21 protein-coding genes are annotated in these 23,513 nt (G+C 62.7%); 13 read left to right on the top strand and 8 right to left on the bottom strand.

Annotated features, from left to right (window positions below):
* Nucleotides 1–153 precede the first annotated feature (153 nt).
* Nucleotides 154–1,023, bottom strand: a complete 870-nt coding sequence (tsf, locus tag D6Z43_RS25980) for a translation elongation factor Ts (RefSeq protein ID WP_120654858.1) — start codon at nucleotides 1,021–1,023, stop codon at nucleotides 154–156.
* Between the two features lie 126 nt (nucleotides 1,024–1,149).
* Entirely contained in the window at nucleotides 1,150–1,890 is a 741-nt protein-coding gene (gene rpsB / locus D6Z43_RS25975; protein ID WP_120654857.1) for a 30S ribosomal protein S2, read from the bottom strand.
* Nucleotides 1,891–2,154: 264 nt separating this feature from the next.
* Between rpsB and map the strand changes: the two genes are divergently transcribed.
* The 8 genes from map (at nucleotide 2,155) to D6Z43_RS25935 (ending at nucleotide 10,756) form a co-directional block, all read left to right on the top strand.
* A complete protein-coding gene (gene map / locus D6Z43_RS25970) occupies nucleotides 2,155–2,937 on the top strand; it encodes a type I methionyl aminopeptidase (RefSeq protein ID WP_120654856.1) in 783 nt (260 codons plus the stop codon).
* Between the two features lie 29 nt (nucleotides 2,938–2,966).
* Entirely contained in the window at nucleotides 2,967–5,669 is a 2,703-nt protein-coding gene (locus D6Z43_RS25965; protein ID WP_120654855.1) for a [protein-PII] uridylyltransferase, read from the top strand.
* Nucleotides 5,670–5,745: 76 nt separating this feature from the next.
* Nucleotides 5,746–6,942 (top strand): succinyldiaminopimelate transaminase, encoded by a 1,197-nt coding sequence (dapC, locus tag D6Z43_RS25960; protein ID WP_120654854.1) that lies wholly within the window; start codon nucleotides 5,746–5,748, stop codon nucleotides 6,940–6,942.
* A gap of 19 nt (nucleotides 6,943–6,961) precedes the next feature.
* Nucleotides 6,962–7,309, top strand: coding sequence for an ArsC family reductase (locus D6Z43_RS25955; protein ID WP_120654853.1), 348 nt, complete (start codon nucleotides 6,962–6,964; stop codon nucleotides 7,307–7,309).
* Nucleotides 7,310–7,311: 2 nt separating this feature from the next.
* Nucleotides 7,312–7,935 carry a LysE family translocator gene (locus tag D6Z43_RS25950; RefSeq protein WP_120654852.1) on the top strand — a complete coding sequence of 208 codons (624 nt, stop codon included), beginning with the start codon at nucleotides 7,312–7,314 and terminating at the stop codon, nucleotides 7,933–7,935.
* 27 nt (nucleotides 7,936–7,962) lie between these two features.
* On the top strand, nucleotides 7,963–8,997 hold the full coding sequence (dapD, locus tag D6Z43_RS25945; protein ID WP_120654851.1) for a 2,3,4,5-tetrahydropyridine-2,6-dicarboxylate N-succinyltransferase: 1,035 nt from the start codon (nucleotides 7,963–7,965) through the stop codon (nucleotides 8,995–8,997).
* Between the two features lie 149 nt (nucleotides 8,998–9,146).
* Nucleotides 9,147–10,352, top strand: coding sequence for an aminotransferase class V-fold PLP-dependent enzyme (locus tag D6Z43_RS25940; RefSeq protein WP_120654850.1), 1,206 nt, complete (start codon nucleotides 9,147–9,149; stop codon nucleotides 10,350–10,352).
* Complete coding sequence (locus tag D6Z43_RS25935) at nucleotides 10,349–10,756, top strand: SufE family protein (protein ID WP_120654849.1); 408 nt, start codon at nucleotides 10,349–10,351, stop codon at nucleotides 10,754–10,756. The genes D6Z43_RS25940 and D6Z43_RS25935 overlap by 4 nt, the downstream gene beginning before the upstream one ends.
* Nucleotides 10,757–10,802: 46 nt before the next feature.
* Here D6Z43_RS25935 and tcdA read toward each other — a convergent pair whose 3' ends face one another.
* Entirely contained in the window at nucleotides 10,803–11,606 is an 804-nt protein-coding gene (gene tcdA, locus D6Z43_RS25930; RefSeq protein WP_120654848.1) for a tRNA cyclic N6-threonylcarbamoyladenosine(37) synthase TcdA, read from the bottom strand.
* Between the two features lie 152 nt (nucleotides 11,607–11,758).
* Between tcdA and D6Z43_RS25925 the strand changes: the two genes are divergently transcribed.
* The 5 genes from D6Z43_RS25925 (at nucleotide 11,759) to D6Z43_RS25905 (ending at nucleotide 18,194) form a co-directional block, all read left to right on the top strand.
* Nucleotides 11,759–12,910 carry an iron-containing alcohol dehydrogenase gene (locus D6Z43_RS25925; RefSeq protein ID WP_120654847.1) on the top strand — a complete coding sequence of 384 codons (1,152 nt, stop codon included), beginning with the start codon at nucleotides 11,759–11,761 and terminating at the stop codon, nucleotides 12,908–12,910.
* A gap of 258 nt (nucleotides 12,911–13,168) precedes the next feature.
* Nucleotides 13,169–15,763, top strand: a complete 2,595-nt coding sequence (locus D6Z43_RS25920; RefSeq protein WP_120654846.1) for a glycosyltransferase — start codon at nucleotides 13,169–13,171, stop codon at nucleotides 15,761–15,763.
* A 104-nt stretch (nucleotides 15,764–15,867) separates the two neighbouring features.
* A complete protein-coding gene (gene dapE / locus D6Z43_RS25915) occupies nucleotides 15,868–17,010 on the top strand; it encodes a succinyl-diaminopimelate desuccinylase (protein ID WP_120654845.1) in 1,143 nt (380 codons plus the stop codon).
* On the top strand, nucleotides 17,007–17,813 hold the full coding sequence (locus tag D6Z43_RS25910) for a putative RNA methyltransferase (protein ID WP_120654844.1): 807 nt from the start codon (nucleotides 17,007–17,009) through the stop codon (nucleotides 17,811–17,813). The genes dapE and D6Z43_RS25910 overlap by 4 nt, the downstream gene beginning before the upstream one ends.
* Nucleotides 17,814–17,822: 9 nt before the next feature.
* Complete coding sequence (locus tag D6Z43_RS25905) at nucleotides 17,823–18,194, top strand: hypothetical protein (protein WP_120654843.1); 372 nt, start codon at nucleotides 17,823–17,825, stop codon at nucleotides 18,192–18,194.
* A 73-nt stretch (nucleotides 18,195–18,267) separates the two neighbouring features.
* Here the strand turns inward: D6Z43_RS25905 and D6Z43_RS25900 are convergent, their stop codons facing one another.
* The 5 genes from D6Z43_RS25900 to D6Z43_RS25880 form a co-directional block, all read right to left on the bottom strand.
* Nucleotides 18,268–18,477: a cold-shock protein gene (locus tag D6Z43_RS25900; protein WP_016494409.1), complete on the bottom strand. Its 210-nt coding sequence runs from the start codon at nucleotides 18,475–18,477 to the stop codon at nucleotides 18,268–18,270.
* Nucleotides 18,478–18,803: 326 nt separating this feature from the next.
* Nucleotides 18,804–19,799 (bottom strand): DUF4340 domain-containing protein, encoded by a 996-nt coding sequence (locus tag D6Z43_RS25895; protein ID WP_120654842.1) that lies wholly within the window; start codon nucleotides 19,797–19,799, stop codon nucleotides 18,804–18,806.
* Between the two features lie 10 nt (nucleotides 19,800–19,809).
* Nucleotides 19,810–21,645, bottom strand: a complete 1,836-nt coding sequence (locus D6Z43_RS25890; protein ID WP_120654841.1) for a Gldg family protein — start codon at nucleotides 21,643–21,645, stop codon at nucleotides 19,810–19,812.
* A 2-nt stretch (nucleotides 21,646–21,647) separates the two neighbouring features.
* A complete protein-coding gene (locus D6Z43_RS25885) occupies nucleotides 21,648–22,382 on the bottom strand; it encodes an ABC transporter permease subunit (protein ID WP_120654840.1) in 735 nt (244 codons plus the stop codon).
* Nucleotides 22,379–23,302 (bottom strand): ABC transporter ATP-binding protein, encoded by a 924-nt coding sequence (locus D6Z43_RS25880; RefSeq protein WP_120654839.1) that lies wholly within the window; start codon nucleotides 23,300–23,302, stop codon nucleotides 22,379–22,381. Before D6Z43_RS25880 ends, D6Z43_RS25885 begins: the two co-directional genes overlap by 4 nt.
* Nucleotides 23,303–23,513 lie beyond the last annotated feature (211 nt).

The following is a 23,513-nucleotide window of genomic DNA, read 5'->3' as shown; positions in this document are numbered from 1 at the left end:
CCGATGTACTGGCGAGTCCTGAGACTGCGCAAACGGCGGTTGGTGCCCGACAACCGGGCCCGCCGTGGAAGCCACCCCAAAATGGCTCCCCAGTTTGACGAAGAGGCCGCGCGCGTGAGCGGGCAGCCTCTTGGGGCGACAGCCGGAGCCGTCTTATTGCTTGGTAGCAGCGACTTGAGCAGCTACTTCGGCAGCGAAGTCGACTTCGACTTTCTCGATGCCTTCACCTACTTCATAACGAACGAAGGAAACGATCTCGGCGCCGGCTTTCTTGGCCAGATCACCTACCTTGACTTCCGGATCCTTGACGAAAGGCTGCTCGACCAGGCTGGCCTCGGCCAGGAACTTGGCGATACGGCCCTTGACCATGTTCTCGACGATGTTTTCCGGCTTGCCGGCGATCTTGTCGGCGTTCAGGGCCAGGAAGATTTCCTTTTCCTTGGCGATGGCTTCTTCGGAAACCTGGGACGAGCTCAGGAACTGCGGATTGCTGGCTGCCACGTGCATGGCGATGTCCTTGGCCAGCTCCGGGTTGCCACCCTTCAGGTTCACGACTACGCCGATGCGGTGGCCGTGCAGGTAGGCGCCAACCACGTCACCTTCAACGCGGCTCAGACGACGGATGTTGACGTTCTCACCGGTCTTGGAAACCAGGGCCAGGCGAGCCTCTTCGCGGGACTCAACCAGCGGAGCAGCGTCGGTCAGCTTCTCGTTGAAAGCCTGTTCCAGGGAAGCGGCAACGAAGGATTTGAAGTCGTCCTGCAGGGCCAGGAAGTCGGTCTGGGAGTTGACTTCGATGATGACGGCAACCTTATTGTCGTCAGCAACCTTGACAGCGATGGCACCTTCGGCGGCGATGTTGCCAGCCTTCTTGGCAGCCTTGATGGCACCAGCGGCACGCATGTCGTCGATGGCCTTTTCGATGTCGCCGTCAGCGGCGGTCAGGGCCTTCTTGCAATCCATCATGCCGAGGCCGGTACGCTCGCGCAGTTCTTTAACCAGGGCTGCAGTAATCTCTGCCATGTCGCAATCCTCTTGAATAGGTTTTCAACCATTCAGCCCGGAATCCGGGCATTCACAATTCGGAGGTGGCAAAAAGGGGGCCTAGCCCCCTTCTTGCGCACCGGGTAACGCTAGAGGGCTGTCAAATCAGCCTTCAGCGGCCTCGGAAGCAGCTTCTTCAACGAACTCGTCAGGGCCACCAACGGCATTCTGACGGCCGCGGATTACAGCATCAGCAACGCTGGCCAGGTACAGCTGAACGGCGCGAATGGCGTCGTCGTTACCCGGAATGACGTAATCAACGCCTTCAGGGCTGCTGTTGGTATCGACTACGCCGATTACCGGGATACCCAGCTTGTTGGCTTCGCTGATGGCGATGCGCTCGTGGTCAACGTCGATCACGAACAGAGCGTCCGGCAGGCCGCCCATATCCTTGATACCACCCAGGCTGCGCTCGAGCTTCTCGAGGTCGCGGGTACGCATCAGGGCTTCTTTCTTGGTCAGTTTGGCGAAGGTGCCGTCCTGGGCCTGGGTTTCCAGGTCGCGCAGACGCTTGATGGACTGACGGATGGTCTTGTAGTTGGTCAGCATGCCGCCCAGCCAGCGGTGATCGACGTACGGGGAGCCGCAACGAGCAGCTTCTTCGCGAACGATCTTGCCAGCGGAACGCTTGGTGCCGACGAACAGAACCTTGTTCTTGCCTGCAGCCAGTTTCTCAACGAAGGACAGAGCTTCATTGAACATCGGCAGGGTTTTTTCAAGGTTGATGATGTGGATCTTGTTACGCGCGCCGAAAATGTACTTGCCCATTTTCGGATTCCAGTAACGGGTCTGGTGGCCGAAGTGCACACCGGCCTTCAGCATATCGCGCATATTGACTTGGGACATTTCTATTCCTCGATAGTCGGGTTAGGCCTCCACGCATCCCAATTTCCAACCCTTGCGGGCACCCAGGAAATCGTGTCGATACGTGTGTGGGTTTGTGCCTTGCAGACAGGTCGTCCGTAAAGCGGCGCGTTTTATAGCACAAAAAGCAGGCCCAAGCTACTGGAACAATGCCCAGCAAAACAGGCCGCTTGCTGCCAGCCGCTTATGGCTTGCGGCTTGAAGCTGTTAATATCAAGCCTTTTCCGTTTGCGCCCGAGAGCCAATATGACCGTCACCATCAAGACGCCCGCAGAAATCGAGAAAATGCGCGTTGCCGGCCGCCTGGCCGCCGAAGTGCTGGAGATGATCGGCGAGCATGTCAAAGCCGGCGTGACCACCGACGAACTGGACCGCATCTGCCATGACTACATCGTCAACGTGCAGCAGGCCATCCCCGCGCCCCTCAATTACAAGGGCTTCCCCAAGTCGATCTGCACCTCGATCAACCACGTGGTGTGCCACGGCATTCCCAACGAGAAGCCGCTGAAGGATGGCGACATCGTTAATATCGACGTCACCGTCATCAAGGACGGCTACCACGGCGACACCAGCAAGATGTTCATGGTGGGCAAGGCGCCGGAATGGGCGGACAAGCTCTGCCGCGTGACCCAGGAATGCATGTACAAGGGCATCGAGCTGGTCAAGCCTGGCGCTCGCCTGGGCGACATCGGCGAGGTGATCCAGAAGTATGCCGAGAAGCAGGGCTACTCCGTGGTCCGTGAGTACTGCGGCCACGGCATCGGTGCCGTGTTCCACGAAGAACCCCAGGTCCTGCACTACGGCCGCGCCGGCACCGGCATGGAACTCAAGGAAGGCATGACCTTCACCATCGAGCCGATGATCAACCAGGGCCGCCCGGAAACGCGCTTGCTCGGCGACGGCTGGACCGCCATCACCAAGGACCGCAAGCTCTCCGCACAGTGGGAGCACACCGTACTGGTCACCGCCGACGGCTATGAGATCCTCACCCTGCGCAGCGACGATACCCTGCCGCGCACCTCGTCCTGATCAACAACCTATATAAGGAATGCCGCCCCATGCCGCAGGTGGATCCCGAGTTGTTCGACCGCGGGCAGTTCCAGGCGGAACTGGCCTTGAAGTCCAGCCCCATCGCTGCCTTCAAGAAAGCCATCCGCCAGGCCCGCGACGTGCTCGACAACCGTTTCACCAACGGTCGCGACATCCGTCGCCTGGTGGAGGATCGTGCCTGGTTCGTCGACCAGATACTGCGGGCGGCCTGGGAGCGCTTCGATTGGAGCGAAGATGCCGACATCGCCCTGCTGGCAGTGGGCGGCTATGGTCGCGGCGAGCTGCATCCTTACTCTGACATCGACCTGCTGATCCTGCTGGACAGCGCCGACCACGAAGTCTTCCGCGCGCCCATCGAAGGCTTCCTCACCCTGCTCTGGGACATCGGCCTGGAAGTCGGTCAGAGCGTTCGCTCGGTTGCCGAATGCGCCGAAGAAGCACGTGCCGACCTGACGGTGATCACCAACCTGATGGAAAGCCGCACCATTGCTGGTCCCGAGCACCTGCGTCAGCGCATGCTGGACGTCACCAGCCCCGAGCAGATGTGGCCGAGCAAGCACTTCTTCCTCTCCAAGCGCACCGAGCAGAAGGCACGCCACGCCAAATACAACGACACCGAATACAACCTGGAACCCAACGTGAAGGGTTCCCCCGGCGGCCTGCGTGACATCCAGACCATTCTCTGGGTCGCTCGCCGGCAGTTCGGCAGCCTCAACCTGCACGGCCTGGTGCAGCAAGGCTTCCTTGTAGAAAGCGAGTGCAGCATGCTGGCCTCCAGCCAGGAGTTTCTCTGGAAGGTCCGCTACGCGCTGCACATGCTCGCCGGTCGAGCCGAAGACCGACTGCTGTTCGACCACCAACGCAAGATCGCCGCCCTCCTCGGCTTCGGGGACGGAGACGGCAAGCTCAACATCGAACGTTTCATGCAGAAGTACTACCGGGTGGTGATGGGCGTCTCCGAACTCAGCGACCTGATCAACCAGCATTTCGAGGAAGTCATCCTGCGTGCAGGGGAAACCGGTCAGGCACAGCCGCTCAACAGCCGCTTCCAGCTGCGCGACGGCTACATCGAGGTGACCCACCCGAACGTCTTCAAGCGCACGCCCTTCGCAATGCTGGAAATCTTCGTGCTGATGGCCCAGCACCCAGAGATCAAGGGCGTTCGCGCCGATACCATTCGCCTGCTGCGTGAAAGCCGTCATCTGATCGACGACGAGTTCCGCAAGGACATCCGCAATACCAGCCTGTTCATCGAGCTGTTCAAGTCCGCCCAAGGCATCCACCGCAATCTTCGCCGGATGAATCGCTACGGCATCCTTGGCCTGTACCTACCGGAGTTCGGCCAGATCATCGGGCAGATGCAGCACGACCTGTTCCACATCTATACGGTGGATGCCCACACTCTCAACCTGATCAAACACCTGCGCAAGTTGAAGTGGCCCGAGCTGGCGGAGAAATTCCCCCTGGCCAGCAAGCTGATGGACAAGCTGCCCAAGCCCGAACTGATCTACCTCGCCGGGCTCTACCACGACATCGGCAAGGGCCGTGGCGGCGACCACTCCGAGCTGGGCGCCGTGGATGCCGAGGTCTTCTGCGCACGACACCAGTTGCCGGTATGGGACTCACGACTGGTGGCCTGGCTGGTGCAGCATCATCTGGTGATGTCCACCACAGCGCAGCGCAAGGACCTTTCCGATCCGCAGGTGATTTACGACTTCGCGCGTCTGGTAGGCGACCAGACCCGTCTGGATTACCTCTATGTGCTCACCGTGGCCGATATCAACGCCACCAACCCGAGCCTTTGGAACTCCTGGCGCGCCAGCCTGCTGCGCCAGCTCTACACCGAGACCAAGCGCGCATTGCGCCGTGGCCTGGAAAATCCACTGGACCGCGAAGAGCAGATTCGCCAGACCCAGTCCGCCGCCATCGATACCCTGGTGCGCAACGGCATCGACCAGGACGAGGCCGAACAGCTCTGGAGCCAGTTGGGCGACGACTACTTCCTGCGCCATACCGCCAGCGACGTGGTTTGGCATACCGAGGCGATACTCCAGCATCCGGCCGGCAACGACCCGCTGGTACTGATCAAGGAAACCGCCCAGCGCGAATTCGAAGGCGCTACACAGATATTCATCTACGCGCCGGACCAGCACGACTTCTTCGCCGTGACCGTGGCGGCCATGTCGCAGTTGAATCTGAACATTCATGACGCACGGATCATCACGTCCACCAGCCAGTTCACCCTCGACACCTACATCGTGCTCGACGCGGACGGCGGGCGGATCGGCGAGAACCCGGCGCGTATCCGCGAAATCCGTGAAGGCCTGATCGACGCCCTGAAGAATCCGGACGAGTACCCGGCCATCATCCAGCGCCGCGTCCCGCGCCAGCTCAAGCACTTTGCATTCCCGCCACAAGTGACCATCTCCAATGACGCGCAGCGTCCGGTGACCATCCTCGAACTGATCGCCCCCGACCGCCCTGGCCTGCTGGCGCGCATCGGGCGTATCTTCCTGGAGTTCGACCTGTCGCTGCAGAACGCCAAGATCGCCACCCTGGGCGAGCGCGTGGAAGACGTTTTCTTCGTCACCGATGCGGACAACCAGCCACTCTCCGACCCTGAGCTCTGCCTGCGGCTGCAGGAGGCGATCGTCTCCCAGTTGTCCGAAGCCAATGGGCAGAGCCTGGACCCCACGCGAATAAGCATCTGAACCCGTAGGGTGCAATAAGGCCGCAGGCCGGATTGCACCGTTTTACCCACGACCTCCCTGTTGACGCCCTACAACCATGAACGACGCCCTGAATCACCTGCAGCCCTACCCCTTCGAGAAACTCCGTGCCCTGCTGGCCGGCGCCCAGTCACCGGCGGAGAAGAAGGCCATCGCCCTGTCCATCGGCGAACCCAAGCACCGCTCTCCGGCTTTCGTCGCCGAAGCCCTGTCGGCCAATCTCGACCAACTGGCGGTCTACCCCACGACCCTGGGCATTCCGGCGCTGCGCGAGGCCATTGCCCAATGGTGCGAGCGTCGCTTCAAGGTACCGGGTGGCTGGCTCGATGCTGCCCGCCACGTACTGCCGGTGAATGGCACCCGCGAGGCGCTGTTCGCTTTCACCCAGGCAGTGGTCAATCGTGCAGATAACGGACTGGTAGTCAGCCCGAACCCCTTCTACCAGATCTACGAAGGTGCAGCCCTGCTGGCCGGTGCCGAGCCCCATTACCTGCCATGCCTGGCGGAGAACGGCTTCAACCCGGACTTCGACGCCGTTCCAGCTGACGTCTGGCAGCGTTGCCAGGTCCTCTTCCTCTGCTCTCCGGGCAACCCTACCGGCGCGCTGATCCCGGTAGATACCCTGAAGAAGCTGATCGCCCTGGCCGACGAGCACGACTTCGTGATCGCGGCCGACGAGTGCTACAGCGAGCTGTACTTCGACGAGCAGAACCCGCCGGCTGGACTGCTCACCGCTTGCGCCGAACTCGGCCGCTCCGACTTCAAGCGCTGTGTCGTGTTCCACAGCCTGTCCAAGCGCTCCAACCTGCCTGGCCTGCGCTCGGGCTTCGTCGCCGGCGACGCAGGCATCCTCAAGTCCTTCCTGCTGTACCGCACCTACCACGGCTGTGCGATGCCTGTGCAGACCCAGCTGGCCAGCGTCGCAGCCTGGAATGACGAAGTGCACGTGCGCGCCAACCGCGCCCTGTACCGAGAGAAATTCGACGCAATGCTGGATATCCTTGGTCCGGTCCTCGATGTGCAGCGCCCGGACGGCGGCTTCTATCTCTGGCCGAAGACGCCGGTGGACGACGAGACCTTCACCCGCGAACTGTTCGCCCGCGAGCACGTCACCGTGGTCCCCGGCTCCTACCTGTCGCGCGCTGTGAATGGCTTCAACCCCGGTGCGGGCCGCGTACGCATGGCCCTGGTGGCCCCGCTGGCCGAGTGTGTCGAAGCCGGTGAACGTATCCGCGACTTCATCAGGGGCCTGTGAGATTCAAAGGAAATACACGATGAGCATCACCCTCTACGGCATCAAAGCGTGCGACACCATGAAGAAGGCCCGCACCTGGCTCGAAGAGCAAGGCGTCGCCTACAGCTTCCATGACTACAAGGCATCGGCCATCGATCGCGCCAATCTCGACAAATGGTGCGCCGAACACGGCTGGGAAACCGTCCTGAACCGCGCCGGAACCACATTCCGCAAACTGGACGACGCGCAGAAGGCCGACCTTGACCAGGAAAAGGCAATCGCCCTGATGCTGGCCCAGCCCTCGATGATCAAGCGTCCGGTGCTGGACCTGGGTGATCGCACCCTGGTCGGCTTCAAGCCGGACCTTTACGCGGCCGCCTTCAAGTAACCATGGAAATCGCCTGGGCGCTCTTCATCCCGGCCTGCTTCGCGCTGAACATGGCGCCGGGGCCGAACAACCTGCTGTCGCTGCATAACGCAGCGCGCCAGGGTCTGCGCCCCGCCTGCCTCGCTGGTGCCGGACGATTGCTGGCCTTCGCCGGGATGATCGCCCTCGCCGCCTCAGGGCTGGCCCTGGTCCTGCAGGCTTCGGCCACGCTGTTCCTGGCCATCAAGCTGCTGGGCGCCGGCTACCTGTTCTGGCTGGCCTACCAGCTCTGGCGCGCACCAGGTGGCCACTTCGCCGAACCCGGCGAGGTCGTTCGCCTGTCCCTGTGGAAGCTGTCGCGCCAGGAGTTCTGGGTAGCCGCGGGCAATCCCAAGGCAATCCTGATCTTCACCGCCTTCCTGCCGCAGTTCGTCAATCCGCAGCAGGCGGTCGGCCCGCAATTCCTGGCTCTAGGCCTGGCCTTCCTGGCCCTGGAATGGCTGGCCATCCTGCTTTACGCCCTGGCCGGGCTGAATCTCGGCCGCCTGCTCGCCGGGCCTCGTGCCCGGCGCCTGTTCAACCGTGGCTGCGCTGTCCTGCTGGGCAGCGCCGGCCTGGGCCTGCTGCTCAGCCGCCGCCCCGCCTGATCAACCCCTTCAGCAAGAGGAATCCTCATGTCCAACGCTCTCTTCAGCATCGCCTTCGGCGTCGGTACCCAGAATCGCCAGGGCAACTGGCTGGAAGTCTTCTACGCCCTTCCGCTGCTCAAGCCGTCCGAGCAACTGGTCGCTGCAGTCGCCCCGGTGCTCGGCTACAGTGCCGGCAACCAGGCCATCACCATCAGCAATGCCCAGGCCGCCCAACTGGCGACCGTGCTCAAGGATATCGACGCAGCGCAGTCAGCCCTGTTGACCCGCCTGGCCGAAAGCCACAAGCCGCTGGTCGCCACCCTGCTGGCCGAAGACGCCGCCCTGACCTCCACCCCGGAGGCCTACCTCAAGCTGCACCTGCTGTCTCACCGCCTGGCCAAGCCCCATGGCCTGAACCTGACCGGCATTTTCCCGCTGCTGCCGAACGTTGCTTGGACCAGTCAGGGCGCCGTCGACCTGGCCGAACTGGCCGAGCGCCAGCTGGAAGCCCGCCTGAAGGGCGAGCTGCTGGAAGTCTTCTCCGTGGACAAGTTCCCGAAAATGACCGACTACGTGGTTCCGGCCGGCGTGCGTATCGCCGACACCGCCCGCGTACGCCTGGGCGCCTACGTGGGTGAAGGCACCACCGTGATGCACGAAGGCTTCGTCAACTTCAACGCCGGCACCGAAGGTCCGGGCATGATCGAAGGCCGCGTGTCCGCAGGCGTCTTCGTACGCAAAGGCTCGGACCTGGGCGGCGGTTGCTCCACCATGGGCACCCTGTCCGGCGGCGGCAACATCGTCATCTCCGTAGGCGAAGGCTGCCTGATCGGCGCCAACGCCGGCATCGGCATTCCGCTGGGTGACCGCAACATCGTTGAAGCCGGCCTGTACATCACCGCTGGCACCAAGGTGGCCCTGCTGGACGACCAGAACCAGCTGGTGAAAGTGGTCAAGGCCCGCGACCTGGCTGGCCAGGCTGACCTGCTGTTCCGCCGCAACTCGCAGAACGGCGCCGTTGAGTGCAAGACCAACAAGACTGCCATCGAGCTGAACGAAGCCCTGCACGCTCACAACTGAGCCATGGTCCCGAAGCCTCGGCTTCGGGACAGTTTCCGACCAGGCCCGGACGCTCGTTTACACTCAGTAGAACGTGTGTCCGGGCCTGTTCATGTTTCAGCTGGCCGTTATTCGCAACGCTTCACTCTTTATTTTGCGTGCTGCAAGCCATGTCCCTGATTTCACCCTGGCGCTCCGACTTCCCCGCCCTTTCGGCCCTGGCGGCCGAGGGGCAGACCTATCTGGACAGTGCCGCCACCTCGCAGAAGCCCCAGCCAGTGCTCGACGCCCTGCTCGGCTACTACGCCAGTGGCGCGGCTAATGTACATCGCGCCCAACACTTGCCCGGAGAACGCGCCACCCGAGCCTTTGAAGGGACCCGGATGCGCGCAGCGCAGTGGCTGAATGCCGCGAATCCGGCGGAAATCCTCTTCACCCGAGGCGTCACCGAGGCAATCAACTTGCTGGCCTACGGCCTGGAGCACCTGTTCCAGCCTGACGATGAGATCGCCATCAGCGCGCTGGAGCATCACGCCAACCTGCTGCCCTGGCAGCAACTCGTCCTGCGCAGGCAGCTCAAGCTGGTGGTGCTGCCACTGGATGATCGTGGCCTGATAGATCTGGAGCAGGCCCGGCAGTTGATTGGCCCGCGTACCCGCTTGTTGGCGGTGAGTCAGCTGTCCAATGTGCTCGGTCGCTGGCAGCCGCTGACCGAACTGCTGCCCCTGGCGCGCAGCCAAGGCGCCATTACCGTGGTCGACGGTGCCCAGGGCGCAGTCCATGGCCGCCATGACGTACAGGCTATGGGTTGCGACTTCTACACATTCTCCAGCCACAAGCTCTACGGCCCGGACGGCGTCGGCGTGCTCTATGGCCGTAACGAGGCCCTGGGCCGCCTGAAGCATTGGCAGTTTGGAGGTGAGATGGTCCATACCACCGGCTACCAGACGGCCGATTTCCATGGCGCGCCCCTGGGCTTCGAAGCCGGTACCCCGGCGATTGCTTCGGTTATCGGCCTGGGCGCGGCGCTGGACTACCTGGGCAACCTGGAAGCTGCCGCCATCGCCGGGCATGAGGCGGCCCTTCACGCCAAGCTACTGGCCGGCCTTGGCGCACGAGACGGCGTGCGTCTCCTCGGTGCCCCGGAACTGGCGCTCGCCAGTTTCAGCATCGATGGCGTGCATAGCGCTGACCTGGCCCACCTTCTCACCGAGCAGGGTATTGCCGTGCGTGCCGGGCATCACTGTGCCATGCCGCTCATGCAGACCCTTGGCGTGCAAGGTGCTGTTCGCGTGTCCCTCGGACTGTATAACGACGGCGATGATCTGGAGCGGTTCTTCGCCGCGCTGGACAAGGCCCTGGAGTTGCTGCGATGAGCCTACCCGCAAAGGCACAGGAAGCCCTGGACGCCTTCACTGCCGCCGGAGGCTGGGAACAGCGCGCGCGTCTATTGATGCAATGGGGTGAGCGGCTGGAGCCGCTTACGGATACCGAGCGCAACGACACCAATCGGGTGCATGGCTGTGAAAGCCAGGTGTGGCTCGTGGGCGAACGGCAAGACGAGCATTGGCACTTTCGTGCTGCCAGCGACGCCCGGTTGATTCGCGGCCTGCTGGCAGTGCTGGTAGCACGGGTGGAAGGGCTGTCGGCGGGCGAACTGGCTGCCGTCGATCTGGCGGACTGGTTCAGCCAGCTCGGCCTCGGCCGCCAACTGTCGCCCTCACGCAGCAATGGCCTGAACGCCGTCCTCAAGAAAATGCGGGAAATGGCGCAGGCATGAGCACTCTGGGGGCTAATTCATTCGCAAAAGGACGGCGCAGCCGTCCCTAGCCCGCCTGGCGCCCCGACGGCCTGCGCGCCCCTGCCACCAACTTATCCACAATCCTCGCTGCCGCTACCATGCCGAAGGTCGCGGTCACCATCATCACCGCACCGAATCCGCCAGCGCAGTCCAGCTTCACGCCTTCGCCGACGAAACTCTTCTGTTGGCACACCGAGCCATCCGGCTTCGGGTAGCGCAACTGCTCCGTCGAGAACACGCAGGGCACGCTGTAGGTGCGCCCCGGCGTACGGGAGAAGTTGTAGTCGCGGCGCAGGGTGGAACGCACCTTGGCCGCCAGCGGGTCGTTGAAGGTCTTGTTCAGGTCGGCGACCTGGATCTGGGCCGGGTCCACCTGGCCGCCTGCACCGCCGGTGGTAACGATCTGGATCTTGCGTCGCTTGCACCAGGCGATCAGCGCGGCTTTGGCCGCTACGCTGTCGATGCAGTCGATCACAGCGTCCAGTGCGGGCGTGATGTACTCGGCCATGGTCTCGCGGGTCACGAAGTCGGCCACGGCGTGAACGACACAAGCCGGGTTGATGGCACGAAGGCGCTCGGCCATCACATCCACCTTGGCCTTGCCCACGGCTCCCTCGATGGCATGCACCTGGCGATTGGTGTTGGTGATGCAGACGTCATCCAGGTCGAACAGGGATATCTCCCCCACCCCGGAGCGCGCCAGGGCCTCGGCCGCCCAGGAACCCACGCCGCCAATGCCGACCACAGCCACATGGGCGGCCTGCAGCCGGGCAAGTCCTTCCAGGCCATATAGCCGGGCGATGCCGCCAAAACGCTCGTCTGTACTCATCCCAATCACTCCCATCGCCAACTTTCGGGCGGGCGCGCATTATAGGAAGCGCTATCCCTCGGCCCAAGTCCATTGCCGCTGAATGGCGACCTATAGATTCGGGCACGGTGCGCCAGGGCTATAGTCGGCCGATAACGACAAGGGAGCCGGTCATGCGCAACTTCACCTTCTACAACCCTACCCGCATCCACTTCGGCGAAGGCCAGATCAGCAAGCTGACGCGGGATGTCCCGGCCGGTAGCCGGGTGCTGGTGACCCACGGCGGAGGAAGCATCTTCCAGAACGGTGTCTGGCAACAGGTCGAGGAGGCGTTGGCTGATCACAAGGTCGTCCGTTTCGGCGGAATCGAGGCCAATCCGCAGTTCGACACCCTGGTCAGAGCAACCGAACAGGCCAAAACCGAACAGTGCGACTTCATCGTTGCCGTGGGTGGAGGCTCGGTAATCGATGGCAGCAAGTTCATCGCTGCGGCGGCCTGCTACGACGGTGACCCGCTGGACCTGCTCAGTGGCAAGCGGATCACCGCCGCCCTTCCCATGGGCTGCGTACTGACACTGGCCGCCACCGGCTCCGAGAGCAATCCCCACGGTGTGGTTACCCACGTTGGCCGCCAGGAAAAGCTGCCGTTCTCCAGCGCCCTGCTCTACCCGCGCTTCGCCATCCTCGACCCGCGCACCACGTTCAGCCTGCCGCCCCGGCAGATCGGCAACGGCGTGGTGGATGCCTTCGTCCACACCATCGAGCAGTACCTCACCTACCCTGCCGATGCGCCCCTGCAGGATCGCTATGCCGAAGGCCTGCTGCTGACCCTGATAGAAGAAGGCCCCAAGGCCCTGGCCAACCCGGAGGACTACGCCGTACGCGCCAACCTCATGTGGTGCGCCACCCAGGCCCTGAACGGCCTGCTCGGCTGCGGCGTGCCCCAGGACTGGTCGACCCACATGATCGGCCACGAGCTGACTGCGCTGTACCACATCGATCACGCCCAGACCCTGGCCGTGGTGCTGCCGGCCCTCCTGGCGGAACGCCGCCAGGTCAAGCGCGAGAAGCTGCTTCAATACGGGGCGCGCGTCTGGGGTCTGAAGGAGGGCGACGAAGAACAGCGTATCGACGCAGCGATTCAGGCTACCCGCGATTTTTTCAAGCGCATGGGCGTGCCTACCCGTCTGTCCGAACATGGCCTGGATGCCGATGTGATCCCCCAGGTGCTCGCGCAACTGGAGCGCCATGGAATGACCGCGCTGAGCGAGCGCCGAGACCTTGACCTGGAAGCCAGCGAACGCATTCTGCTGCGCGCCCTCTGAAGCTGATCCAGGTCAAGCCGAAGCGGCATTTCGATTCGTCGGTCGAACTTCTCGCGCCGCGGGCAAACAAACCATCTGGCGGGGACAGCTATCCGGCTTCCCCGGCTGGTCGCAATCTATACAGCTGTTGGGCGCCGGGGTAGGATTCGCGCCGACCAGCATATCGCTGGCCCTACCCCAGGTTTTGTACGAATTTTGATCAAATGGCGATCATTCTCGTATGGAACCCAGTTCCTCGATTCGGAACCCTTGACCTCTATGCCATCGCGTAAATTTGGACTCAACCTGGTGGTCTTCGTGGCAGTCGCCGCGTTGTTCACCGGTATCTGGGCGCTCTACAACCGCCCGGTCACCGCGCCGGACTGGCCGGAACAGATATCCGGCTACTCCTTCTCGCCGTTCCGGGCGGACCAGAACCCGCAAACCAACCGCTATCCCAACGACGAGCAGATCCGCCAGGACCTCGAATTGGTAAGCAAGCAGACCGACAACATCCGCACCTACTCGGTGGACGGCACCCTGGCCGACATTCCGCGCCTGGCCGAAGAGTTCGGCCTGCGGGTGACCCTTGGTGTCTGGATCAGCCCGGACGAGGAACGCAACGAGCGCGAGATCGCCAAGGCCATCGAAATCGCCAACGCCTCCCGTAGCGTGGTTCGCGTGGTAGTGGGTAACGAAGCCTTGTTCCGTCGCGAGATCAGCCGCAAGGACCTGATGGTCTATCTGGACCGCGTGCGCGCCGCCGTGAAGGTACCGGTGACCACCTCCGAGCAGTGGCACATCTGGCTGAAGTATCCGGAACTGGCCAAGCACGTCGACCTGGTGGCCGCCCACGTGCTGCCTTACTGGGAGTTCGTGCCGATGGAGGACTCCACCGAGTTCGTCCTGGAGCGCGCCAAGGACCTGAAGAAAGCCTTCCCGAAGAAGCCCTTGCTGCTTTCCGAAGTGGGCTGGCCGAGCAACGGCCGCATGCGCGGCGGTGCCGACGCTTCCCAAGCCGACCAGGCCATCTACCTGCGAACCCTGGTCAACGCTCTCAACGCCAAGGGCTACAACTACTTCGTGATCGAGGCCTTCGACCAGCCGTGGAAGGCCAGTGACGAAGGTTCGGTGGGCGCCTACTGGGGCGTCTACAACCTCGACCGCCAGCCGAAGTTCGCCTTCGAAGGGCCGGTGATCGCCATCCCGCAATGGCGCATGCTCGCGGTCGCTTCTGTGGTCATGGCACTGCTGGCCCTGGCCCTGATGCTGATCGATGGCAGCGCACTGCGCCAGCGCGGCCGCACCTTCCTGACCTTCGTCGCCTTCGCCGGCGGCTCGGTACTGGTGTGGATCGCCTACGACTACAGCCAGCAGTACAGCACCTGGTTCAGCCTGACCGTCGGTCTGCTCCTCGGTGTCGGCGCCCTGGGCGTATTCATCGTGCTGCTGACCGAAGCCCATGAACTCGCCGAGGCGGTCTGGGTGCGCAAGCGCCGCCGTCCGTTCCTGCCGGTGCTGGCCGACAGCGCCTACCGTCCGAAAGTCTCGGTACACGTGCCCTGCTACAACGAGCCGCCGGAGATGGTCAAACAGACCCTCGACGCCCTCGCCAACCTCGACTATCCGGACTACGAAGTCCTGATCATCGACAACAACACCAAGGACCCGGCTGTCTGGGAACCGGTGCGCGACTACTGCGAGCAGTTGGGCCCGCGCTTCAAATTCTTCCATGTCGCCCCGCTGGAAGGCTTCAAGGGTGGTGCGCTGAACTACATCCTGCCGTACACCGCAGCAGACGCCGAAGTTGTGGCGGTGATCGACTCCGACTACTGCGTCGACCGCAACTGGCTGAAGCACATGGTTCCGCACTTCGCCGACCCGGAGATCGCCGTGGTGCAGTCACCGCAGGACTATCGCGACGGCAACGAGAACACCTTCAAGCGGCTCTGCTACGCGGAATACAAGGGCTTCTTCCACATCGGCATGGTCACCCGCAACGACCGCAACGCCATTATCCAGCACGGCACCATGACCATGATCCGTCGCAGTGTGATGGACGAGTTGAAGTGGGCCGACTGGACCATCTGCGAAGACGCCGAACTGGGTCTGCGCGTGTTCAAGAGCGGTTATGCCGCCGCCTACGCGCACGAGAGTTTTGGTCGTGGGCTGATGCCGGACACCTTCATCGACTACAAGAAGCAGCGCTTCCGCTGGGCCTATGGCGCCATTCAGATCATGAAAGGCCACGCCCGCAGCCTGTTCCTCGGCAAGGACTCCAAGCTAAAGCAAGGCCAGCGCTACCACTTCATCGCGGGCTGGCTGCCCTGGGTCGCCGATGGCCTGAACATCTTCTTCACCGCCGGTGCCCTGCTCTGGTCGGCGGCGATGATCATCGTGCCGCAACGGGTCGACCCGCCGCTGCTGATCTTCGCCATCCCGCCGCTGGCGCTGTTCTTCTTCAAAGTCGGCAAAATCGTCTTCCTCTACCAGCGCGCGGTGGGGGTCAACCTGAAGGACGCCTTCTGCGCAGCGGTGGCGGGCCTTGCCCTCTCGCATACCATCGCCAAGGCCGTGCTCTATGGTTTCTTCACCAAGAGCATCCCGTTCTTCCGCACGCCGAAGATGCGCAGCAATCACGGCCTGTTGATGGCCCTGGCCGAAGCCCGCGAAGAAGTCTTCGTGATGCTTCTGCTCTGGGGTGCGGCGATCGGGATCGCCATCGTCCAGGGCATGCCCAGTCCGGACGTGAAGTTCTGGGTGGCCATGCTGCTGGTGCAGTCGCTGCCTTACCTGGCAGCGCTGATCATGGCCCTCCTCTCCTCCCTGCCCAAGGGTCAGGAAGAGGAGCAAGAGGAGGTCGCCACCGCCTGATTGGCGAGCGAAACCCTTAAACGGCGGCCTATGGCCGCCGTTCTTGTTTTAAGATATCGGCCTTTTCATCCCTTGCGTTGCCGCGCTGCCCTCCGGAGCCCTTCATGTCGTCCCTGTCCCCCACCCTCGAACTCGCCTGCGACCTCATTCGTCGTCCCTCGGTCACCCCGGTCGACGAAGGCTGCCAGGACTTGATGATGCGTCGGTTGGAGGCCGCAGGCTTCCGCATCGAGCGCATGCGCATCGAGGATGTGGAAAACTTCTGGGCCATCCGTGGCGGCGATGGCCCGGTGCTCTGCTTCGCCGGCCATACCGACGTGGTCCCCACCGGCCCCGTGCAAGCCTGGCAGCACCAGCCGTTCGATGCCCTGATCGACGCGCAGGGCATGCTCTGCGGTCGTGGCGCGGCGGACATGAAAGGTAGCCTCGCGGCCATGGTGATTGCGGTCGAACGCTTCGTCGCCGAACACCCGCAGCACAAGGGCGCTATCGCCTTCCTCATCACCAGCGACGAAGAAGGCCCGGCCCATCACGGCACCAAGGCCGTAGTCGAGCGCCTGGCCGCTCGTGGCGAGCGCCTGGACTGGTGCATCGTCGGCGAACCGTCGAGCACCTCGCTGGTGGGTGACGTGGTGAAGAACGGCCGTCGCGGCTCCCTGGGCGGCAAGCTGACCGTGCGCGGCGTCCAGGGACACGTGGCCTACCCGCACCTGGCGAAGAACCCCATTCATTTGGCAGCTCCCGCCCTGGCCGAACTCGCCGCCGAGCACTGGGATGACGGCAACGCCTTCTTCCCGCCGACCAGCTTCCAGGTCTCCAATCTCAACTCCGGCACAGGCGCCACCAACGTGATCCCGGGCGATCTGGTAGCAGTATTCAACTTCCGCTTCTCCACCGAATCCACGGTGGAAGGCCTGCAGCGCCGCGTCGAGGCGGTTCTCGACAAGCATGGCCTGGACTACCACTTGGAGTGGTCGCTGTCCGGCCTGCCCTTCCTGACTCAGCCGGGTGAACTGCTGGACGCAGTTTCCGCGAGCATCAAGGCCATCACCGGCCGCGACACTACGCCGTCCACCAGTGGCGGCACCTCCGATGGCCGCTTCATCGCCACCATGGGTACTCAAGTCGTCGAGCTCGGTCCGGTGAATGCCACCATCCACCAGGTGAACGAGCGGGTGCTGGCCAGCGATCTCGATCTGCTGACCGACATCTACCAGCAGACCCTGGTCCGACTGCTCGCACAATGACGCTCATCTGCCCCCTCTGCCAGGGCGCGCTGAGCGCCCGCGACCAGGGCCTGGCGTGCCCGGCGAACCACAGCTTCGACCGCGCCCGCCAGGGCTACTACAACCTGCTGCCAGTGCAACACAAGAACAGCCGCGATCCGGGCGACAACGCCACCATGGTCGAGGCACGCCGACGCTTCCTCAATGGCGGCCACTATGCACCGCTCGCCAGCCGATTGGCCGCCCTGGCCGCCGAACGGGATCCGGAGCGCTGGCTGGATATCGGTTGTGGCGAGGGCTATTACACCAGCCAACTGGCGATGGCCCTTCCCGCCACCGACGGCTATGCCCTGGACATCTCCCGCGAGGCGGTCAAACGCGCCTGTCGCCGCGCACCGCAGCTGCACTGGCTGGTGGCGAGCATGGCGCGCGTGCCCCTGGCCGATGCCAGTTGCCAGTTGCTCGCCAGCGTCTTCAGCCCGCTGGACTGGCAGGAAGCGCTGCGCCTGCTTTCTCCAGGTGGTGGCCTGCTGCGAATGGGGCCAACTCGTGAGCACCTGCTGGAGTTGCGCGAGAAGCTCTATGACGAAGTGCGCGACTACGACGACCAGAAGCACCTGGCGCAGATCCCTGCTGGCATGCGCCTGGCCCACAGCGAAAACTTGACCTATCGCCTGCAACTGGACGAAGCAGACGCCCGCGCCGACCTGCTGGCGATGACCCCCCACGGCTGGCGCGCCAATGCCGAGCGCCGTGAGGCAGTAGTGTCGGCACCATTCGAGGTCACGGTTTCAATCCGCTACGATTGGATCGAACGAATCTAGGGAGTCCCCATGCGCCAACCCGATATCGAGATCTACCTCAAGGACGCCGACCAGGACGCCGTCACCGTCTGGCTCAACGAGGCGCTGGGCTCATGCACGCCCTGGCAGCAGAAGGGGCAGACCTTCAAATGCCTGGCAGGGAACATTCCCGTGACCTGGCTACCGAAGGCCGTGGGCAAGTGGAACAGCCTCTACCTGGAAAGCGACACAACGCCTTGGGAGGACGATCTGGGTTGTGCCCGCGCGGCCTTCGCGGCTCTCGGAGTGGAAATCCGCTGCGCGCCAGGTGGTTGGCAGGAAGTACAGGGCGAGGAGGATGCCGACCGCTGGATCAAGGTTAATGCGGAAGGCGAGCAGGAGATCATCTGGCGCACCGAATGAATTTTCGGCCGCCCGGTGCAGGATTCGCAGAAAACAAAAGGCCCGTCACTGACGGGCCTTTTGTTTTTGAGCCTCAGACCTTGGCGACGTCTTCCGCCTGCAGGCCTTTCTGACCCTGGATCACGGAAAACTCTACCTTCTGGCCTTCCAGCAGAGAGCGGTGGCCCTCGCCGCGGATAGCGCGGTAGTGAACGAATACATCAGGACCGCTTTCGCGCTGAATGAAACCATAGCCCTTGGCGTCATTGAACCACTTGACGGTTCCGACCTCACGATCAGCCATTACTGCTCTCTCCAACTCACAATTTTGTTGTTTACCCCCTTTGGTGGGGGTTTCGACGGTACGACAAAGACGTTCTTCTTGTTATATCCGACCCCGGCCGAATCAAGCTTGGAGCGGCTACTTCGAATGGCGTTCTTTTTTTGACCGCGACCGGAGTATACGACAAGAGTTCGCGCTGAAAAGCACTTTTTTATGACAGTGCAGAATGGCCGTGCCACGCGGGCTGGGCGCCCTTTTTTGGCTCTTTGGAAGTACAAAATGGGGCATAAGGATAGGCGGAAATGAACTGGCTATTGTCCGATTTACCGCCCCCTCAACAACTTGCACTACTTGGCCGCAAGTACATCCTCGAGCTTCTTGGCCAATGCCTGATATTGGAATGGTTCCAGCCGATAGGCCCAATCCAGTTTGCCCGGCACTTGCTCATCGACAAGTTTCTTCTTGTCCTTCAGAACCATCCAGGCCTGCTCGCCCTGACTGAAGACCTCGCCGCGAAGCTCTCCACCATCGAAGGTGGAAAGACTGAACTGAAGCATCGGCTTGCCCTTGAACTGCACTTGCGCCAAGGGCGCGTTGTCGGCGAACTCGAGGCCAGCGAACAGCGTCGCCATGCCATTGGCCGCAGCATCAAAGGCCAGCCTGCGCCCCTTGGGCAGTTGCTTGAGCTTGAGGTTGGGTTCTTCGGCCGTATCGCGATAGACAGTCAGGCGGTTGCCACTCGGATAGGTGATTTCCACCTGCCTCACGCTGGCGAACGGAATGCCGGCCACCCGACGATCCAGCCAGCCGAGTTCGTTCGCAGGCAACGTGATGGCCTGGTCGATCAGCCAGACCTGATTGTCGCCGTAGAGACGCACCAACTGACCGTTGCCCTGTTGCGCCGGTTTTCCCACGAGAAGCTCCAACGGGGGCTCGCCACCGCGCTCCAGCTTGATCCTCGTTCCCTGTTCCTCGGCGCTTCCCTTGTCAGCGAGGCCGACCCGGCCATGCAACTCCGGATTGGCAGTCTTGGCCTCCACCTTGCGCGCATCTGCCAGCGCCCGCAGCAGAGTCGCCACGGGCAGTCCGGCCGCTGGGTAGTCGGCCTTGGCCGGTAGTACCCAGAGGCCATCCTTGCGCGCCAGTCGCAGATCCGGCTGCCCAGGTATTTGCACGTCAAGGGCGGACACGCTCGCCAGCCTGCCTTGCAGCGCAGGTAACAGCAGCTCGCGTGTGACACCGGTCGGCTGCGGTTGGGGCCGCGAGCTGTCGTGTTGAATGACATAGGCGGTGCCAAGACCGGCGGCCAGCAACGCAAGAACGATCAGACCTTTGTGTCCCATTGTGTCTCCCTCAGGCCTTGCGCTGGCGGCGCCAGAACCACAGCACCAGCACACCCAGGGTCAGCACCAGCGGCACCAGGGCGATGTTGATGAATTTCAGGGTGCGCCCCAGGTCTTCGATGCTGGCGTTGAGCTGGAAGCGCACATCGCGAAGTTCCTTGCGAATGCGCAGCTTTTCCTGGACGAACTGTTGCAGCGCCGCCTGCTGTTCCGGAGTCAGTTCCAGGGCCTTGGCAGGGTCCTGGTTCTGCTGCAGCGAGGCCAGCTTCTGCTCAGTGTCCGCCAGGCGCTGCTGGAGTTCCTGCTCCTGCTCGCGGAACTTGACCTCGGCATCGCGCTGGAGCTTCTCCACTACGTCAAACGGGCGGCTGTAGCGGCCGCGGGAACGTACGCTGATCAGTGCATCGGAGCCGGCCAGGTTGTCCAGCGCGTTGATGGCGAAGCCCGAGTTGTCGGCCCAGGGTTGCGGTACGCGCTGGCCAAAGAAGTCCTGCACCTGCACCCACATACGGTCGCTGAGGATGTCAGTGTCGGCGACGGCGATCACGTTGATGTTCTCGGCGGACTTCAGGCCGTCCTTGCGACCTTCGATACCCTCAGGGAAAGCCGATTCTGCCGGCCCACTGATCCGCGCGGCCACGGTGTAGCGCTGGCCGGTCGGCTTGAGCTCACGAATCAATTCTTCGGGATCCGCGAGCATTCCGAAGCGTTGCACGTCGAAGGGCATGGAGTACTCGGAACTCTGGATCAGCGGCACAAAATGGGTCTTGGCGCCATCCAGCGGTTTGAGGATGCCAGCGGTGGCCACGGTGATGTTCTCCAGGCCGGCGGTACTGACATCGTTCTGATCAAGGCTATGCCTTGGCAGGTTGAGCCAGGCGGCATGGCGCGCCGGCGGCTTGTCCTGGCCCACGCTGACGGACATCGCATTGGCACCGTCCCCCAGCACCTTGCCCGGCACCATCTGCAGTCCCCAGGCCTTGAACAGCGCGTCCAGGTCAGACGACTTGTCCCCGCCCGGCTCACCCGGCATTTCCATGCCGCTGTCCGCTTCGCTCCAAGGGTCCACGAAGGCCAGCAGCTTGCCTCCACGCAGGACGAACTGGTCGATGGCGTATTGGGTCTGCTGTGGCAGGTTCTTCGGATGCACCAGCAGTAATACAGAGACCTTCTCGGGAATCTGGTCGATATCACTCTTCAGGCTCTCGATCTGGAACAGTTGGCGAACTTCCTCCATCACCATCCAGGGCTGGGTCGGCTGACGGGTCATCATGTCGAAGCCGCCATTGAGCTTCAGACCGGAGAGAATCCCCACCACCGGGCGCTCCGGCTTGGCCAGGCTTTGCACCAGGCGGCTGACCTCGTATTCGAGGAACTCCTCCTGGTCCAGCGGGAAGAACGGAATGATCTGGGTGTCATCCACTCCGTTTGTGCCTGCCAGGCCGAAATAGATCTGGTCGCCCCCCTGTTGCAACGGCACGGCCTGAAGGCCGAACTCGGCGGCCTTGTCCTCGTCCTCGGAGAAGGGCTCGGGATCGATGACGTGCAACTTGATCTTGCCGTCGGCGGCGCGCTCGTAGGCTTTCAGCATCTCCTCTACGCGGCGGGCGTAGTTGCGCAGCACGACCAGGTCCTTGGCGGACTTGTCGGAGTAGAAAAAGTACAGGTTGATCGGCTCGTCGATCTCGCCAAGGATCTGCTTCGTACCGTCAGAAATGGTGTAGAGCTTCTGCTCGGTGAGATCGACCCGCGCGTTGGTCAGGGTCAGGCCGGCGAGCATGTTGAAGGCAAGGAAAGCCAGGGCGATGAGCAGCAGTCCGGCGCCGGAATACATCATTCTTTTCATGTTCAGTCGGCCTTCTTCAGATCGACCACCACAGCGGTGGCAGCCAGCCAGGCCGCGATCAGGGTGACGAAGTAGAGCAGGTCACGCAGATCGATCACGCCCTTGCTGATGGCATCGAAACGGGTCAGGAAACTCAGCGAAGCCACGGCATCCAGCAGCCACTGCGGTGCCCAGGCGCTGAAGGCGTCCAGCACCAGCGGGAAGCCGCTGACGATGAACAGGAAGCAGACGCTGACGGCGAGAATGAAGGCGATCACCTGGTTCTTCGCCAGCGCCGACATGCACGAACCAATGGCGAGGAAGGCACCGGCAAGCAGCCAGCTACCGATGTAGCCGGTGATGATGGCGCCATTGTCCGGTTCGCCCAGGTAGTTGACCGTGATCACCATCGGGAAGGTCAGCAGCAGCGCCAGTCCAGAGAAGGCCCAGGCCGCGAGGAACTTGCCGGTGACCGCCTCGAAGCGGGTGATCGGCAGGGTCATCAGCAGCTCGATGGAGCCGGACTTGCGCTCCTCGGCCCAGAGTCGCATGGCGATGGCGGGAACGAGGAACAGGTACAGCCACGGATGGAAGTTGAAGAACGGCGCAAGGCTCGCCTGGCCACTTTCGTAGAAACCGCCCAGATAGAAGGTGAAGACCCCGGAGAGCACCAGGAAGATCACGATGAACACATAGGCCAGCGGCGTTGCGAAGTAGCTCGCCAGCTCGCGTTTGAAAATCACCGGCAACTGCCTCATGCCGCTTCTCCTCGGGTCAGTCGGCGGAATACTTCGTCGAGACGACCGCGCTCCACGTCCAGCTCCTTCACTTTCCAACCCCGCTGGTGAATCAGTTGGTTCACCTGCGGGAAGATCACTTCGCCCGGCTTGGCCAGGATGGTCAGGCCGCCCTGTATGGCGTTCTCCTCGATGCCAGCGACACCCGGAAGCACCGCCAGCGCCAGCATGTCCAGAGGCTCCTCGGCCACGAGGGTGACGGCCTGGTGATAACGCGAGCGGCTCTCCAGCTCGAACGGCGTGCCGTCAGCCACCACCTTGCCGGAGGCGATCACCAGCGCACGGGTGCAGACTGCGGCGACCTCTTCGAGGATGTGGGTAGAGATGATCACGATCTTGTCCCGAGCCAGGCTCTGGATCAGTTGACGCACCTGGTGCTTCTGGTTCGGATCGAGGCCATCGGTGGGCTCGTCGAGGATCAGCGCGCGCGGGTCGTGGAGGATCGCCTGGGCCAGGCCGACACGACGTTTGTAGCCCTTGGAGAGCGTTTCGATGGATTGGCCGAGGACGTTGTCCAGCTCTACCTGTCCTACGGCGCGAGCCACGCGGGACTTCTTCTCGACACCACGGAAGCCACGTACTTCGGCAATGAACTCGAGAAAGCCACGCACCGTCATATCGCCATAGCAGGGAGCGCCTTCCGGCAGGTAGCCGATTTCCCGCTGGGCCTTCAGGGTCTGGGTCTGGATATCGAAGCCAAAGATGCTGGCGCTACCGGCAGTAGGAGCAAGGAAGCCGGTAAGCATCTTCATGGTGGTGGACTTGCCTGCGCCATTGGGGCCAAGGAACCCCAGCACCTCCCCAGGTGCGACGCTGAAGGACAGGTTATCCACGGCAGTATGCTGCGCGAAGCGCTTAGTCAGATTTGTTATCTCGATCATGGCCTTTAGTCCCGTAGGGAGCAGCCCCTGGCCATGCTGGCCACCGGGGCCTTGCAAAACGCCGGCGGACTATAAGGAGTGATCCGCCGGCATTGCAAGACAGCCATTTGCGCGAAAAGTTGCAGGATTATTCGGGCTAAATCGACGGCCCGCGCCTTTTTGCGACCCGGCGGCGAATACGGCAAACTAGCCGCCCCGAGCAATTGCTCGT

It is taken from the genome of Pseudomonas sp. DY-1 (assembly GCF_003626975.1).
Lineage (GTDB): Bacteria > Pseudomonadota > Gammaproteobacteria > Pseudomonadales > Pseudomonadaceae > Metapseudomonas.
This window is presented reverse-complemented; position numbering and strand designations above follow the sequence as displayed.